At 36.9% G+C, this 16,808-nt stretch carries 16 protein-coding genes and 1 tRNA gene; 13 read left to right on the top strand and 4 right to left on the bottom strand.

What is annotated here, in order from left to right:
* The first annotated feature begins 31 nt into the window (after positions 1-31).
* The 4 genes from OQ268_RS04990 (at position 32) to OQ268_RS04975 (ending at position 2,740) form a co-directional block, all read left to right on the top strand.
* Positions 32-700 (top strand): hypothetical protein, encoded by a 669-nt coding sequence (locus OQ268_RS04990; RefSeq protein WP_265855000.1) that lies wholly within the window; start codon positions 32-34, stop codon positions 698-700.
* Between the two features lie 86 nt (positions 701-786).
* Positions 787-1,341 (top strand): hypothetical protein, encoded by a 555-nt coding sequence (locus tag OQ268_RS04985; RefSeq protein ID WP_265854999.1) that lies wholly within the window; start codon positions 787-789, stop codon positions 1,339-1,341.
* Between the two features lie 158 nt (positions 1,342-1,499).
* On the top strand, positions 1,500-2,114 hold the full coding sequence (locus tag OQ268_RS04980; RefSeq protein WP_265854998.1) for a hypothetical protein: 615 nt from the start codon (positions 1,500-1,502) through the stop codon (positions 2,112-2,114).
* A gap of 5 nt (positions 2,115-2,119) precedes the next feature.
* A complete protein-coding gene (locus OQ268_RS04975; protein ID WP_265854997.1) occupies positions 2,120-2,740 on the top strand; it encodes a hypothetical protein in 621 nt (206 codons plus the stop codon).
* A 164-nt stretch (positions 2,741-2,904) separates the two neighbouring features.
* On the opposite strand, the gene OQ268_RS04970 is transcribed toward OQ268_RS04975, so the two are convergent.
* Positions 2,905-2,978 (bottom strand) — tRNA-Asp (locus OQ268_RS04970).
* A gap of 105 nt (positions 2,979-3,083) precedes the next feature.
* Positions 3,084-4,157, bottom strand: coding sequence for a peptide chain release factor 1 (gene prfA, locus OQ268_RS04965; RefSeq protein WP_265854996.1), 1,074 nt, complete (start codon positions 4,155-4,157; stop codon positions 3,084-3,086).
* A gap of 488 nt (positions 4,158-4,645) precedes the next feature.
* Between prfA and OQ268_RS04960 the strand changes: the two genes are divergently transcribed.
* From OQ268_RS04960 to hisS, 6 genes are all read left to right on the top strand, one after another.
* Complete coding sequence (locus tag OQ268_RS04960; protein WP_265854995.1) at positions 4,646-6,280, top strand: sensor histidine kinase; 1,635 nt, start codon at positions 4,646-4,648, stop codon at positions 6,278-6,280.
* Between the two features lies 1 nt (position 6,281).
* Entirely contained in the window at positions 6,282-6,440 is a 159-nt protein-coding gene (locus OQ268_RS04955; protein WP_265854994.1) for a hypothetical protein, read from the top strand.
* Between the two features lie 253 nt (positions 6,441-6,693).
* Entirely contained in the window at positions 6,694-8,310 is a 1,617-nt protein-coding gene (locus OQ268_RS04950) for a sensor histidine kinase (RefSeq protein ID WP_265854993.1), read from the top strand.
* 1 nt (position 8,311) lies between these two features.
* The gene (locus OQ268_RS04945; protein WP_265854992.1) at positions 8,312-9,061 is read left to right on the top strand and encodes a LytR/AlgR family response regulator transcription factor; all 750 of its coding nucleotides are present in this window, start codon (positions 8,312-8,314) and stop codon (positions 9,059-9,061) included.
* A gap of 302 nt (positions 9,062-9,363) precedes the next feature.
* Complete coding sequence (locus tag OQ268_RS04940) at positions 9,364-9,981, top strand: LytR/AlgR family response regulator transcription factor (RefSeq protein ID WP_265854991.1); 618 nt, start codon at positions 9,364-9,366, stop codon at positions 9,979-9,981.
* A gap of 396 nt (positions 9,982-10,377) precedes the next feature.
* Entirely contained in the window at positions 10,378-11,769 is a 1,392-nt protein-coding gene (hisS, locus tag OQ268_RS04935) for a histidine--tRNA ligase (RefSeq protein WP_265854990.1), read from the top strand.
* Positions 11,770-11,830: 61 nt separating this feature from the next.
* Here the strand turns inward: hisS and OQ268_RS04930 are convergent, their stop codons facing one another.
* Both OQ268_RS04930 and OQ268_RS04925 read right to left on the bottom strand, forming a co-directional pair.
* Positions 11,831-12,571: a class I SAM-dependent methyltransferase gene (locus OQ268_RS04930; protein WP_265854989.1), complete on the bottom strand. Its 741-nt coding sequence runs from the start codon at positions 12,569-12,571 to the stop codon at positions 11,831-11,833.
* A 49-nt stretch (positions 12,572-12,620) separates the two neighbouring features.
* Positions 12,621-13,001, bottom strand: coding sequence for a VOC family protein (locus tag OQ268_RS04925; protein ID WP_265854988.1), 381 nt, complete (start codon positions 12,999-13,001; stop codon positions 12,621-12,623).
* 127 nt (positions 13,002-13,128) lie between these two features.
* Here OQ268_RS04925 and OQ268_RS04920 point away from each other — a divergent pair, with 127 nt between their 5' ends.
* Genes OQ268_RS04920 through OQ268_RS04910 form a run of 3 tightly spaced genes read left to right on the top strand, consistent with a single transcriptional unit; the run spans position 13,129 to position 16,634 of the window.
* Positions 13,129-14,409: a replication-associated recombination protein A gene (locus OQ268_RS04920; protein WP_265854987.1), complete on the top strand. Its 1,281-nt coding sequence runs from the start codon at positions 13,129-13,131 to the stop codon at positions 14,407-14,409.
* 56 nt (positions 14,410-14,465) lie between these two features.
* Entirely contained in the window at positions 14,466-15,938 is a 1,473-nt protein-coding gene (locus OQ268_RS04915; RefSeq protein ID WP_265854986.1) for a DUF5687 family protein, read from the top strand.
* Positions 15,939-15,941: 3 nt separating this feature from the next.
* Positions 15,942-16,634, top strand: a complete 693-nt coding sequence (locus OQ268_RS04910; protein WP_265854985.1) for an ABC transporter ATP-binding protein — start codon at positions 15,942-15,944, stop codon at positions 16,632-16,634.
* Positions 16,635-16,808 lie beyond the last annotated feature (174 nt).

Raw genomic sequence — 16,808 nt, 5'->3', positions numbered from 1 at the left:
ATGAGCAAATGATTAAATTATTTCTCCTAGGATGAAAAAACCCTTTACTTTCGCTCTTTTATTCTTGCTTTCGTGGTATTATTGTTTCGGTCAGGATGAACTTATGCGTTATTCACTAGGTCAAACACTAATGCATAAATTTTTTCAGCAATATGCAGACAGCACTATAATAATTGAATATGCAAATGTTCCAGACGGAAAACCGTCGAGCTACAAGCTTATTAGTAAAACTGGAAGTTTTGTGAATACTTTTAATTATGATCCTTTAGACACTGCTTATTATCCACTATACAAATTAAAAAAAATGTTTCCTGTAATTTTATGGAATATGATAGGTACAGAGCGCTCAAATTTTAAAAATCGCCCTGCCGATATTAATATATTTTTTAATATCATTAACCTAAAACCAGATACGGTAAAGAAAATATGGTATGAGATTTCTAAACATAAGCCTTGGCAAATCGTTGATGATAGAGTTTTTGGAGGTGGCTGTAAAGGTATTGCCGATAATTTTGTTAATGACGGAGGCAGTCCCGCGATTATCCATCTAATTACTAAAAAGGAAATTAAAACCTTAATTTTTTGGAGTCCTGGATATTACGAAAAACTTTGTCCCGGTAACAAAAGCAGAAAAGCGGCTATCAAAATTGAAGAAATCATTGATAAATATTACCCCAAGATTAAGAGTAATTATTATTGAAAGTCATCATGAAAACATTAGCGACATTTTTTGCATTATCAATATGTATTTATTCTTGTTATGGGCAATCGAAAGGGGTAACCCCCATGCATAAATTTTTTCAGCAATACGCAGATAGTACAATCGTTATCGAATACCCAACTCAATCATTTGAACCGGCATCCTATAAAATTATCAGTAACAAATCTGGGATTTTAAACTGTTTCTCCTACAATGCGATAGATAGTGGACTGTTTAAACTTTATAACAGAAAACTTGTTCGCATACCCGATACATTAAGGGCTTTTTTACAATTGCAAAAGAACAATTTTCGAAATGAACCCGCCAACATCAATATATTCTTCAATATAGTGCCATTATCGTCTGATACAACAAAAAAAATGTGGGATAATATTACAAAGTTTAAGCCTTGGCAGCTAGTTGATGACAAGTCTTATCCATCCTGTCCACCCGGTAAGAATTATGCAGTAGCCACAGATGGGTTATATTCAATTATGCACCTGGTGACAAAAAAAGAAATTAAGACACTAATTTTTTATGACCCCAAATATTACGAAGAACAATGTTCTGGTAATACAAACAGGATAGCAATTATATCAATTGAACGATTGTTTTACGAGAAAATACCATTTAAGAATTAAGCCTGTTTTACGCTATTAAAGTTCAATATAAATAGTTATTTGAAAATATAGCGGATTCACATTTAGCCATTCGTAATGTATTATCACATTTGAATGTTAATTGTGGAACACCTTAAATAATAGAGTTTATGAAATGTATAATCTATACCCTTCTAACTATGATGAGTTTTAATAGCTATTGCCAGCTAAATCCTGAAGGGAGCATAACTCCGATGCATAAATTTTTTCAGCAATACGCAGATAGTACCATTATTCGGGAATACAGAATAGAGGGCAGACCACCAATTTACAGGATATTAACTAAGACAGATAACATGGTTAATTCATTTTGTTATGAAGCTGTGGATACAACATGGAGAAACATCAGCTCAATCAGAAAACATTCTCCGGTTATATTGTGGAACATGTTATCTGCAAAAAAAACGCTGTTTCAAGATATACCAGCAGATATTAACATCTTTTTTAATATTACACCTATAAATTCTGATACAACAAAAAAAATGTGGGCTGATATTACAAAAACAAAACCCTGGCAATTAGTTGATGATAGAATTTTCGGATATGGCTGTAAAAATGTAGAAGATCCTGTGATCTCAGAAGCCAGGCCTGCTATTATTCATCTTATTACAAGACAAGAAATAAAAACACTGTTTTTTATGACCCCAGCATATTTCGAAAAACTTTGCCCTGGAAATAAATACAGGCAAGCATTTATTAAGATAGATGAAATAGTTAATAAAAAATTCCCAAAGTTTAAAGGGAATTATTATTGAATTTTATGATGAAAATATTAGCGACATTTTTTGCATTATCAATATGTATTTATTCTTGTAGTGGGCAATCGAAAGGGGTAACCCCAATGCATAAATTTTTTCAGCAATACGCAGATAGTACAATCGTTATTGAATATCCAACTCAATCATTCGAACCGGCATCCTATAAAATTATCAGTAACAAATCTGGGATTTTAAACTGTTTCTCCTACAATGCGATAGATAGTGGACTGTTTAAACTTTATAATAGAAAACTTGTTCACATACCCGATACATTAAGGGCTTTTTTACAATTGAAAAAGAACAATTTTCGAAATGAACCTGCTAGCATCAATATATTCTTCAATATAGTGCCATTATCTTCTGATACATCAAAAAAGATGTGGCAGGAGATTTCAAAATTTACGCCATGGAAATTACTGGATGACAAAAGCTATCCAGAATGTAGCGCCGTGATTATGGATGGAGGACATAGTATTATGCATTTAATTACAAAAACCGAGATAAAAACATTAGTTTATTATGCCCCTTATTATTATGAAAAGCAGTGCCCGGGCAATAAAAACCGAAAAGGGATAGTTGGTATTGAACGTTTATTTGATCGATATATCACTTTTGAAAAGTAGGTTTTTGAAAGCAAATCGGCAGGAACAACCCAAATGACCCTACTTAAACTGCTATGGCTGAGTAGTGGTATTATTTAAAGTGCTACTACCTGCTTGAAAATAAATCATTTGTTGCAGATAGAAAGCAAAAAAGCCTAAACTTTTGCAAGTTTAGGCTTTCTTTGCGGAATGGACGGGACTCGAACCCGCGACCTCCTGCGTGACAGGCAGGCATTCTAACCAGCTGAACTACCACTCCTTTTGTTTACTTTTTAAAAGTTTAAACCTCTTTCCCCTTTCGAGGTTGCAAATATAGAGACAAAATCGCTAACTGCAAACTTTTTTTCAAAATAATTATAAAGCCTTAACCAACAGCACCTTCCTGCATTTTCTCTGCATTCTCGGCAAATTGTAGGGCATCAATAATCTCCTGGATATCGCCATCCATAATACTAGGCAGGTTATACATTGTTAAACCAATACGGTGTTCGGTAACCCTGCCTTGTGGGTAGTTGTAGGTTCTAATCTTCGCTGAGCGGTCTCCGGTAGAAACCATCGTTTTACGCTTAGCAGCAATATCGCCGTTTTTCTTCTGTAGCTCAATATCGTACAGTTTACTCCGCAACATCTCCATCGCAATAATACGGTTACCCAATTGAGAGCGTTCGCGTTGGCAAACCACCACAATGCCAGATGGCTTGTGTGTTAACTGTACTTTCGTTTCAACCTTATTTACGTTTTGTCCACCCGCACCACCAGAACGCGAAGTTTGCAGTTCAATATCGGCCGGGTTAATATATAAATCAATCTCCTCTGCCTCTGGCAACACTGCTACCGAAGCTGCAGATGTGTGCACACGACCCTGGGTTTCTGTATCAGGCACTCTCTGCACGCGGTGTACACCACTTTCGTACTTCAGTTGGCCATAAACATCCTCACCATTTACCTTTAAAATTACCTCTTTGTAACCACCCGCAGTACCTTCAGTAACATCTACCGTTTCCACATTCCAACCTTTAGTTTCAAAATAACGGGTATACATGCGGTATAAATCGCCTGCAAAAAGCGCTGCCTCATCACCACCAGTACCGCCACGGATCTCGAAAACAGCATTTTTGGCATCTTCCGGGTCTTTTGGAATCAACATCAGCCTAATCCGGCTTTCCATTTCTTCCTGCTGCGCCAACATCAAATCCAACTCCTCTTTCGCCATCTCACGCATTTCCGCATCCTTCTCAGTTGCTAAAATCTCCTTGTTGGCATCAATATTACTCATCACATTTTTATAGACCTTATACTCATCTACAATCTTGCCTAAATCTTTATACTCTTTGTTTAAAGCCGCAAAACGTTTCATATCCTGTATTACATCAGGATTACTTAACGATTCTTCTACATCTTCCCAACGTAGTTTTATGGCCTCTAATTTATCTAACATATTTAATCTTCAATTGAAATCCCCAAAAGCCTGGTTTGCAGTCAAAAACTTAGGGAAACGCAAAAATAAGCAAAAAAGCTGAATTAGTTCCGAAAGCCTAAATACTGTTTTAAGGTTTTGGAAATGAACAAGCTGTGGCTTTTGGAGGGTTGCAGCCCTGCTATTGCTGCAAGTCCTCGGTGCTCGTACCTCGCCCTGCGGGCTTTACGCGCTATCAGGTTTAAATACTTCGCTTAGTGGTGCTTAGGCCGTTGGCAAAACCTGCCCCAACTTCAAAGATGAAGCTTTCGAATGAGGTCATAATAACAAATAAGAATTACTTCATAGCACACCATTGCTGCTGACGTAGATTGAATCCTGGAGTCTTTGTGCGAAAGGCCTTAACTAAATTCTGTCCCAAAGCATTCAAATACTAGGTTAATGGTTTGATTTCCTATTTTGGCATTTTATAGACCAGATTTTAAACGGAGGTTTATAAAAAATAAATTATGAAAAAGTTAATGCTCCTATTATTTACAAGTTTTTACTTGGCTGCAAACGCACAAATTGAGACACTGTACAAGATGCCTTTTGCTAAGGGCTATCAATTTTGGGATTACCAAATTGGAAAAGATCATTTAACGTTTTCTGCAGATGAACATACCCAAGTGGTGAGCTCTTTGATGCCTGACCCATTGAATGAAAGAACTTCTGTTGTCTATCTAGAAAAGGCTCAAAACATCCATCTAATGTATTGGTATTATGGTGCCAAGATAGACTCGTTCAGGTACACTATTTTAGAAAATGATCTTAAAATCGTTGCTAAAGACACGCTTCCCAGTCAAAGTAGTAAAACTAAAAATTCTTACTACATCGATTTTGGAAAGTTCAACATCACTAATAAAAAGCTTACTGCTGTGTTTTATAAATTAGGTAGATCTGATGTGGCAACCAACATTGTATTTTATAATCAGAAACCTAAACCAGTGGAAATCTTAAATGCTGTGTTTGTAGAAACGTTTGATAACCCGCCAGTTGAAATAATAAGAAACAAAAAGAATGAGATTATAAAGAAAAGTATTACCTACAATAGGGCGCAAAGAATCATTAACAATGGCTATGTCTATTATGATGACAAACTAACCGAGGCAGAAATACAAATTAAGCCATTACCAAATGTCTTCTTATACAAAATTCTAATTAGAAGAAAGATAGATGGGAAGGATGATATTGTAAAAATAGACGAACCCATTTGGAAAAATGATTGGTTTGGTAATATTGCATGCAAGCTGCCTATGTCAAATTTCTCGAAGGCTGGGCAGTATGAAATCGTAATTTATCCAAAGATTGGCAATACATCCTTGGCAGACAGCCACAATCAAAGTAGACTTCGTTTTGAAATAAAAATACAGCCCAACTATTCGCCAAAACAAGTCACCGCAGGTATAATACTATTTTCACTAATTATTGGATCGATTACAGGCGTAACAGTTGTTTACCTCAAAAATAAGCAAGCAAAAAAGAAAATCGCAGCTGAGGCCAAACAAAAAGAAATCGCTCAACTCCAGCTGAATGCTGTTCGTTCACAACTCAACCCGCATTTTTTGTTCAATGCATTGGCCGGCATCCAAAATTTGATGAACAAGAATGAGATCGATCATGCCAACCGTTACCTTAGCAAATTTGCCCGGCTCACCCGCAATGTTTTAGATAGCAAAGAACTCATCAGCTTAAGCGAAGAAAAAACCTTGTTAGATGATTATTTACAAATGGAACAGTTGCGATTTGGGTTTCAATATAAAATTAATGCTTCAGCAGATTTAGACACTGAAAATATAGAAATACCAGCCATGCTTTTACAGCCTTTTGTAGAAAACGCCGTTAAACACGGAATTGCAGGTAAGAAGCATAACGGTGAAGTTGAAATTAATTTTAATAGAACGGAATCTGACTTGGTATTAACCATATTTGATAACGGAACAGGTTTCGACGCAACAAAAACATACCAGGGTTTCGGCTTGGCTTTAAGCAAAAACAGGATATCTTTACTAAACACGCTTTATAAGGGTGAACCGTTTGTGTTAAACATCCAGTCAGACGGGAAGGGAACAACAGTAACAATTACACTATCAGATTGGTTATAACTTGAAAGCAATTTTAATAGACGATGGGGTTGCCAATTTAGAAAACCTGCGGACTTTACTGGAAAAGCATTGTCCGCAGGTGAATATTTTGGCTACAGCACAAAATGTACCCGCAGCGGTTGATGTTATCAATAATATCTGCCCAATTTGGCTTAAATAACATAAACCTATGCTACAAGTAAACTTTGCCAAACCTCTAGCAAACGGGAAAGAGCTTTGAAACTCTCCCGCTTCTTTGCGGTTATTTATTTTCTACCGCAAAGGTTTTTAAAGGTACGCGAAGGTCGCAAAGACTTGAATTTCAAATCCTGCTAGACACAACAACTTTACTATTTGCAATCTTATCCTTGCTATTTTATGGTCTTAGTTTTCTTACTATTGGCGCAAGTTTGATGAGAATTAAACCTTATTTTATGAAAAAATATTTCGCATTATTAATAGTTTGCCTGCCAATCCTTTCCTTTGGCCAATTTAATTTCTACAAAGTTCAATATCGAGTTAGTCCATTAAATTCAAATTGTAATGTTAATTTGATTATAGATAAAAACACGAAATGGATATCATACTATAATGAATCCAATGATAATGAATTAACAAACAATGTATTTCTTTCTGGCGCAAATAAAATAACCTTACAAACACGAATTCACAAAGATAGCGTCAATTTTTACAGATATTCAATTATTAAAGCAGACAGCACTTACCTAATTAAGGAGGCCATTCCTAACCAGACATCTTTTAGATTTCCTCCAAAAAGTTGTTGTCCAGGATATTTAGTAATGGATATTTTTAATGGTGCAGCTCAGGATATAAAACTCAAAATTTATAAGACCACTGACGAAACCAAGATAAGCACAATTGCCATCCATAGTCAACTTAAGCCGATTATCATACTTAGCACACAGCTCTTTACGGCAAAGCCGGTAGAAAAAATTTATGCCGATCTATTTAAACCGCTAGGAGCCCAATTGCCCCAACAATTCCTGCAATCAATAAACATAGAAAATGGTAATGAACTCAAAGTTAACGATAGTACAAAATTTATGTCGATTAAGATAAAAAACAATGGTATGAATTCTATATATAGACTAGTGCTAACACATTATGATGGTCGTTCCGAAGAGAAAGTTTTTTCATCTAAAGATTGGGAGAGGGATTATCTAGGCATTGGTGCGGAATACTTTCGAAAACCAGGGAGATATCGAATTTCGATTAGCCCAGATTTGAAAGTAAATTCTCCACAAAATAATCCTTTAAAGATGAGGCCAAGCGTATTCGATTTTGTGGTTAGGAAAAGCGAAAAAACCTACAGCACAAAGGACTTGATTACCTACTGTTTTAGTATCGGACTGATGATTGCACTTATAACTATAATCTACATCTATGTTATTAAAAAAAGAAATAAGAGAATACTCGTAGAGCAAGAAAGGCAAAAAACGACAGCCCAACTCCAACTCAACTCGGTTCGTTCACAATTAAATCCCCATTTTTTGTTTAACGCTCTCTCAGGCATTCAAAACTTGATGAATAAGAACGAAATGGATACCGCAAATAAATACCTATCTAAATTTGCCCGTTTAACCAGAAACGTATTGGATGATAAAGAACTGATTAGCCTTGCCCAAGAAAAAACATTGTTGGATGATTACCTGCAAATGGAGCAATTGCGTTTTGGCTTCGGTTATGAAATCGAAACTGAAGAAAACTTAGATCTGGAGAATATAGAGATACCGAGCATGCTGCTACAGCCTTTTGTAGAAAATGCGGTAAAACATGGCATTTCGCAACAGACTGCCGATGGAAAAATTATCATCACATTTGGCACACAAGAAAAGAATTTGATCATAGTGGTTAGCGATAATGGGAGTGGTTTTGATACAGAGAAAAAGTACAATGGCTTAGGCTTACAACTTAGCGATAATAGAATAGCTTTGCTAAATAGCATCTATAAAGAAAACCGCTTCATCTTGGAAAAACTATCAAAAGGTGGGCAAACTAAAATTATTTTAACTTTAACCGAATGGCTTTAACATGAAAGCAATTTTAATAGACGACGAGGTTGCCAATTTAGAAAACCTGCGGACTTTACTGGAAAAGCATTGTCCGCAGGTGAATATTTTGGCTACTGTACAAACGGTAGCCGATGCAGTTAAAATTATAGAAAAACATTTGCCCGATTTGGTTTTCCTGGACATCCAAATGGGCGAACAAACTGGTTTTGATGTACTTACCTCGCTCCCTAATAGAAATTTCGAAGTGATTTTCGTTACAGCTTTCGACCAATACGGCATCCAGGCGGTTAAATTTGCAGCACTAGATTATCTATTAAAGCCTGTAGATATTGACGAGTTGAAGACTGCGGTGAATAAAGTGAATCAGAAATTGGCGTTGCAATCTCAAAATTCGCAGCTCGATTTTCTACTGCAACAAATCAGATCTCCACAACCAGCAGTTAGTAAGATTGCGCTACCTATGCAGAGCGAAATTAGATACATTGCTTTATCAGAAATCGTTCGTTGTGAAGCTGATAACACATACACTTTTTTTTTCTTGGCTAATAAAGAAAAGTTGTTGGTTTCTAAGTCGCTTAAAGAATATGCAGACTTGCTAAAACCTAATGGATTTATAAGAACACACCAAAGCCACCTGGTAAATCCTGCATTTGTTAAAAGTTGGCTGAAAGAAGATGGGGGCATTTTGTTGCTAACGTCTGGCGAAAAAATACCAGTATCTAAACCAAACAGGGACGCGGTTAAAGGCGTATTAGGGAGAACAAGGTAGCTTCAATACTAATTGCCAGCCGGCCAATTCTCGATACAAGCCAATAAATCCTCAACAAGGATTGTGAAGAAAGTGAAACCCAAATACTTTCGCTAACATTTAATCCACAAACATGAAAAAAAAGTTCTTTACATTTTATTTAGCCATCTTTTATGGTTTGCAGGTTGCTAAAGCACAATTTCTGAATTTAGGCTCAGCAGAAATTGTAATTTTAGTTATGGTAGGTTTTTTAGTTTCTTTATTCTTGGTGGCCATAATTTTGTTATGTTTATACTTAGTTAAGCGCACCAAATCTTCCAAACATGAATAGTAGAATAATCTTCGGATCTTTTTTCATACTTACTTATGGAATCCACGTTAGTCGTGCGGCGTTTCTTAACCTTGGTACTGAGGAATTACTGATTCTTTTAGTTGTGGGTCTTTTATTCTTTGCATTTTTTATTGGAATCTTCGTGTTAATCTATTCCTTGGTTAAGAAAAGTAAAAGCGCACCTTTAACCGCAATGCCAAATACTGTTTCCATTAACTTTGGCCAGTCGGTAAATCATCGAACTAGTACTCTAGAAAAAACACCGAAGACCGAATTTCCCAAACTTTACAGCAAAGTTGGGCTACCGCAGCAAAATGAAATCAGATATGTTAATCACCAAGAAATAATCAGGTGTGAATCAGATAACAATTACACTAATTTCTTTTTAAACGACGGCGAGAAAATTCTCATTTCTAAACCCTTAAAAGAATATTCCGATTTGCTTAAACCGCAAGGTTTCGTTCGGGCGCACCAAAGCCATTTAGTAAATCCAAAATTTGTTAAGAGCTGGTTGAAAGAAGATGGGGGGACGCTACTGATGACCAATGGCGATAAAATTCCCGTATCTAAACCAAACAGGGACGCGGTTAAAGGCGTATTGGGGAAGTAGGGATTATCGCGACTTATTATTAAATTGCGAATATGAAAACACTAAAATCGCTCTATTTAACTTTCAATTTAGTTTGCCTAATAAATTTTGCTTATGCTACCATGATAGGCACTCCAGAAGTAATCATCCTTCTAGTAGTTTTTATTTTATTGATGGTGCTAATTGGATTGATTGTTTGGTTGATAGTTTATCTGATAAAAAGAAACAAACGCTAAACTACTTGTTTTTACGATTCCTTTGAATAACACAAAGGTTATTATTTCTATAGTAACGGGGATATCGTTGTAAGTTGCAACTAACGCTTCAAGGTTGCTTCGTGCATCGCAATAACGATTGATTCAATCTTCGAGATAAAACATATCCACCGTTAATGAACCTTTTTGTACTTTTGCGGCTATGTCAGTTATTAAACCCTCGTTAGCAAAAGGTACACGCGATTTTTCGCCCGTAGAAATGGTAAAACGCAATTTTATTTATGATACTATCAAATCAGTTTTCAGAAAATATGGTTATGCGGAAATTCAAACGCCAAGTTTCGAAAACCTTTCTACATTAACAGGAAAATACGGCGAGGAGGGCGATAAATTGATTTTTAAAATTTTGAATAGTGGCGAGTATCTTAAGGATGCTAAAAAGAAATCTTTCGATTTTCATCAGGACGAAAATAGCAATAAACTGATTACGTTAATTTCTGAAAAAGCTCTCCGTTACGACTTAACTGTTCCCTTTGCTCGTTATGTCGTGATGCATCAGCACGAAATCACTTTACCCTTCAAGCGCTTTCAGGTTCAGCCGGTTTGGCGTGCAGACAGACCCCAAAAAGGTAGATACCGCGAGTTTTACCAATGCGATGTGGATGTGGTAGGATCAGAAAGTTTATTAAATGAGGCAGAGTTTGTGCTAATTTATAACGAGGCCTTAGCTAAATTGGGACTTAAAGATTTTACTATCAAAATTAATAATAGAAAAATTCTATCAGGCATTGCCGAGATTATAGGCAAACCTGATTTAATTATTGACATGACTGTAGCTATTGATAAACTGGATAAAATTGGTTTAGACGGGGTAAGTAAAGAGCTGATGGAACGCGGCTTTTCCGACGACGACCTTGAAAAACTTCGTCCGGTAATTCTATTAGAAGGTACTAATGAAGATAAAATCAGCAGCTTGAAAGCAGTTTTAGCAGGTTCGGCAACTGGTTTAAAAGGTGTAGCTGAAATAGAAGAAGTTTTCGAATATGTAGAAAACCTTATCTCTTATGGTTTGCCGCTAACTGCAAAGTTGGAATTAGACATTACTCTGGCACGCGGGTTAAATTACTATACTGGCTGTATCTTCGAGGTTAAAACCAATGAAGTTGCTATGGGCAGCATCGGTGGAGGCGGTCGTTACGATGATTTGACAGGAATGTTTGGTCTCAAAGATTTAACAGGCGTTGGTGTTTCGTTTGGGGCCGACAGAATTTATGACGTACTTGAAGAGTTAAATCTTTTTCCGGCATCAGCAGAAATCGGAACGAAGGTTTTGATTAGCAACTTTGATGCGGAAGCAGAAAAATATGCTTTACCAATTTTGCAACAATTCAGAAATGCAGGAATTGCTGCTGAACTATATCCATCATCAGCGAAGCTTAAAAAACAAATGGCATATGCCGATGCAAAAAATATTCCTTACGTAGTGCTAATCGGCGGCGATGAAATAGCCAGCGGTGAACTAACCTTGAAGAATATGCAAAGTGGCGAGCAAAAAAAATTAACAGTTTTAGGCATTATGGATTCGTTGAAATAAGCTAACAACAAATGAATCAGTACGCTTAAGCAGAACAAAGCTTGATTGCTTATATTTCTTGCTATTTGAATAATTTTCCTACACGGAAAAGAACTGGAAAGCGCACATCCTTGATAGCGTCATCGCCCCAGGCAGCCTTTAATTCAGTAAAGAGATATTCTAGTGGATTTCTATCATTTGCCTTTTTATAGTGTTGCAAAGAAGACCAGGTATTTAAATAACCTATCATCTGGTTAAAATTCCAGGTAGTTTGAATGTTGAACTGTGGGGTAGCAAATTCTTCGAAAGGGAAGGGAATAGTTTGATAGCCTTCTTCGATGTACCTACGTTCACTATCCCAATATTTGCCTAAAATTTCTTCATACAGTTTAAAAACGACCCGGTCTACTTTTTTGTCAATTTGCATCAAGCCGTATCCAATTACCGCTATTACACCTTCCGGTTTAAGGGTGCGCTGCACTTCGCTATAAAATGCATCGAAATTGAACCAGTGAATGGCCTGCGCCACAGTGATTAAATCGAAACTCCCATCTGGCACATTGGCCCGCTCAGCAGACTCTACTTTATACAAAATGTTTGGCAGTTTCAATGCCTGAGCCAGCTGCTTTTCGCTGATATCAGTCGCATACACTCGTTTAAAATGCTGTGCAAGTGCCCTTGCAACCTGTCCGTTTCCTGTCGCACAATCCCACGCGGCTTCATCTATCTTAACCATTCTGAAAAGATAATCATATAATTCCTGTGGGTAGGTTGGCCTATAGATGGCGTAATCTGCAGCTTGCGTGGAAAAGTTATCTTTCATATCAGAAAAGAATTATAGTAAGAGGGAATTTATAACATTTGACTCAACCTTATGCATTACTCCTCAGTTCAATTAAATTGCAATCTGGATCGCGTAGATAAATAGAAACTATCTTTCCATCCGGCACCGTTCTTACTGTTGGCCCAGTTTCAACCTCAACTTCTTTCTTCATCAATTCATCCATCACGTCGCTCATCTCATCTGAGATGCTGAAACATAAACTTGCCGATCCTGGTGTGGGCTTATAAGCCTTCGGTCCAAAATCCTGTCCGAACTGCTGAATATTTATCTCTTGCGCTCCAAACTTTAAAATGCTATGGTCATTTTCGAATGCCAAAAGTTCCATACCTAAAGCGTTTGTATAAAAATTACTTGTGCGGGCTACATTAGCAACCGTGAGCACAAGACGATCTATATTTTTAATTATCATAGCAGTTAATAAACTAAGCATCTAAGCAATTGTTTTAATGTTTCATTGCCGATGAATTGAGCGCTTTCCGTCCGCTTGTTAGCAATAATCTTTAAACAAAATAGGCAAATTTTATATATTTACCATTATGCAAAACCTAGCTCCATTGGCAGAAAGAATGCGCCCACAAAACCTGGATGAATATGTAGGGCAAAAACATTTGGTAGGCACAGATGCGGTTTTGCGCAAGGCCATAGAGACCGGGCAGTTGCCTTCTATGATTTTTTGGGGGCCGCCAGGTGTGGGAAAAACTACTTTAGCCTATATCATTTCTCAAACTTTAGATCGCCCATTTTTTAATTTGAGCGCAATCAATAGCGGTGTAAAAGATATTCGAGAAGTAATTGACAGGGCGGCCCAACTCAAAGATAGCTTTCTAGGATTGCCGGTTTTGTTTATAGATGAGATTCATCGCTTTAGTAAATCGCAGCAAGATAGTTTGCTTGGAGCGGTTGAGCGGGGTTTGGTTACCCTAATAGGCGCTACAACAGAAAACCCTTCGTTTGAAGTAATATCGGCTTTGCTTTCGCGATGCCAGGTTTACATTTTAAAATCTCTTTCGGAAGCCGAATTGGCTGGCTTATTGCAAACAGCGATACAAAAAGACCCTGTTTTAGCAGAGAAAGATATCACGATAAAAGAGCATGAGGCGCTAATTCGCTTAAGTGGTGGCGATGCAAGAAAATTGTTAAATGTGCTGGAAATTGCCATTAATGGTATCGGAGGCAGAAATATTGTTTTAAATAATGATAATGTGCTTGCACACGCCCAACAAAATCTGGCGCTATATGATAAGGCTGGAGAGCAGCACTATGATATCATTTCCGCTTTCATAAAATCTATCCGCGGTAGCGACCCAAATGCTGCGGTTTACTGGTTGGCAAGGATGATAGAAGGTGGGGAAGACCCTTTATTCATTGCCAGGCGACTACTCATTTTATCATCAGAAGATATTGGCAACGCAAACCCTAACGCCTTGCTTTTAGCCAACAATTGTTTTACTGCCGTAAATGTAATCGGATATCCCGAGGCAAGGATTATCTTATCGCAATGTGTTACATACCTCGCCAGCTCACCTAAAAGCAATGCATCTTATGAGGCTATAAACCAAGCACAGGCACTGGTAAAACAAACTGGAAACCTCCCCGTTCCGCTACACATTCGCAATGCACCCACCAAACTGATGAAAAATATTGGTTACGGAAAAGACTACAAGTACTCGCATAGCTATAACGGAAATTTTGAGCCGCAAGAGTATTTTCCCGATGAATTAAGCGGAACCAAGCTGTATGATCCTGGAAAAAATGTTGCGGAAGAAAAACTTCGCGAGAAGCTTAGGCAAAACTGGAAAGATAAATACCACTATTGATTGTAACATTTTTCCTTCGGGAGATACTAAATACTAAACCTATAAACTAAACTAATATGCTGACTACTTTTTTAAGCCATCAGAGAAAATCTTTTTGGCGATCCAGAAACCGTGGAGGGAGCATCGCTACACAAGTTTTGCTGGGATTTTTTATGCTCTACTTTCTTGCCGTTGCTATCGGGATTGGCTTTGGGATGGCTTTATTCTTATCGAAGATATTCCCTGGGCAAGATGTGCTAAAAAGTTTCAACGGAATTATCTTATTTTATTTTGCACTCGACTTTGTGATGAGGCTCCAGCTCCAGGAACTACCAACATTAAGTATTATTCCCTACCTGCATCTCAAAATCCAAAAAGGCAAAATAGTAGATTTTTTAAATATTAAGGCACTTTTTTCTGCTTTCAATATCTGGCCGCTATTCATCTTCTTGCCTTTTATTTTTATAGAAATTACAGATGAATATGGGGCTTTTCCAACCATCATGTATATCGTTTCTATCGTTTCGATTACCCTGCTCAACAATTATTTGATATTGTACATCAAACGTAAATCTATAACAAATGTGCTATACACATTCGCTGGATTTTTAATTATTGGCGCTTGTGCTGCATTGGAATATTTTAAAATTATCTCCGTAGCTTCTGCATCTGACTTCGTATTCAGAGGCATTGCCAATCGTCCTTATTTAGGCTTTGCTTTTCCAATATTGGCCCTAGCCGTTTTCAAGTTGAACACTACATTTTTGCTTAAAAACCTTTACATAGAAGAACTTGGAACTAAACAAGAGAAAAAGGTAAGTACAGATTATGCCTTCTTAAATCGCTTTGGAAAAATTGGCGAATTAGCGGCATTGGAATTAAAGCTTATTTTGCGCCACAAAAGATCTCGTTCGTCCTTAACAATGGGTCTAATATTCCTCGCTTACGGGTTTTTTTTCTACAAACAACCAATGATTGAGTCTAATTCTTTCGGAAAGATGATTTTCGCAGGCATATTTATGACAGGGGTTTCCATCATCATTTATGGTCAGTTTATGTTCGCCTGGCAAAGTACTCATTTTGATGGCTTGCTTAGCAATAAAATCAACACAAAAGACTTTATAAAAGCGAAGTTTTTGCTATTTACCATAGCATCGACATTGATTACACTTTTATCAACCTTTTATGGATTTTTAAGCCCAAAATTATTGTTGATGCATTTGGCTTGCTACCTATATAACATTGGTTTCGGTACGGTAATCGTTCTTTATCTTGCAACATTTAATTATAAACGGTTAGACATTACCAAGGCTGCAAGTTTCAATTGGCAGGGTACAGGCGCCACACAATGGCTACTGATGTTCCCTTATGCTTTAACCCCAATATTAATGTATCTTCCTTTCGGAATACTAGGCATGCCTTATTGGGGCTTGGCGGCTGTGGGTACATTCGGTACCATAATGCTGTTAATGCGCAACTTTTGGGTAAACTTCATTGTAAAAAAATTTGAACAGAAACGTTATAAAATAGCCGAAGGCTTTAGAGAATAAGTTATGATTTTAGAAGTAAAAAATTTGAAAAAGGTTTACGGCGATAAAACTGTTGTAAACATAGATCGTATTGAAATTGCACCGGGAGAAACCATTGGTTTGGTTGGAAACAATGGAGCCGGCAAAACAACATTTTTCAGAATGATCCTGGATTTAATTCGCCCAAGTGAGGGTGAAATATTATCCAAAGGTGAAAATGTAATGTCAAATGATAAATGGAAAGCATACACCGCCTCTTTTCTAGACGAGGGCTTTCTTATAGATTACTTAACACCAGAAGAGTATTTTACATTTATTGGAAGCTTAAATAACCTTAGCGTTGCAGATGTTGCCGCTTACATAAGCCAGTATACAGATTTTTTTAATGGTGAAATTTTAAACAGTGGCAAGTACATTAGAGATTTTAGCAAAGGAAACCAAAATAAAGTAGGCATTGCAGCAGCGCTAATGCAGCAACCAGAGTTATTAATTTTGGATGAACCGTTCGCAAACTTAGATCCAACTACACAAATTCGCTTGAAAAAAATACTGAAAGATTATCCTGGAAAAATGACAACATTTATTTCCAGTCATGATTTAAACCATGTTACCGATGTTTGCAATCGCATTATCCTGGTAGAAAAAGGAAGGGTTATAAAAGATTTCAGAACCGATGAAAATACACTTAAGGAATTAGAAAACTATTTCTCGGCATAGCTTTGTACTAAGAATGATACATTTTAAAGGGGTATGCGATAGCATATCCTTTTTTTATGAATCAATATGCGTTTATCGCTACTATTTACTGGCAAATGGAAATAAATTTCGCTTGCATAATTTTTTGGCATCGTGTTTGAATACGAACCATTAGAATTTAAAAATCTAGATTAT

Origin of the sequence: Pedobacter sandarakinus, from assembly GCF_026240095.1 — a bacterium.
GTDB classification, from domain to species: domain Bacteria; phylum Bacteroidota; class Bacteroidia; order Sphingobacteriales; family Sphingobacteriaceae; genus Pedobacter; species Pedobacter sandarakinus.
The sequence above is the reverse complement of the archived record's forward strand: the minus strand, read 5'-3'. Positions and strand labels throughout refer to the sequence as shown.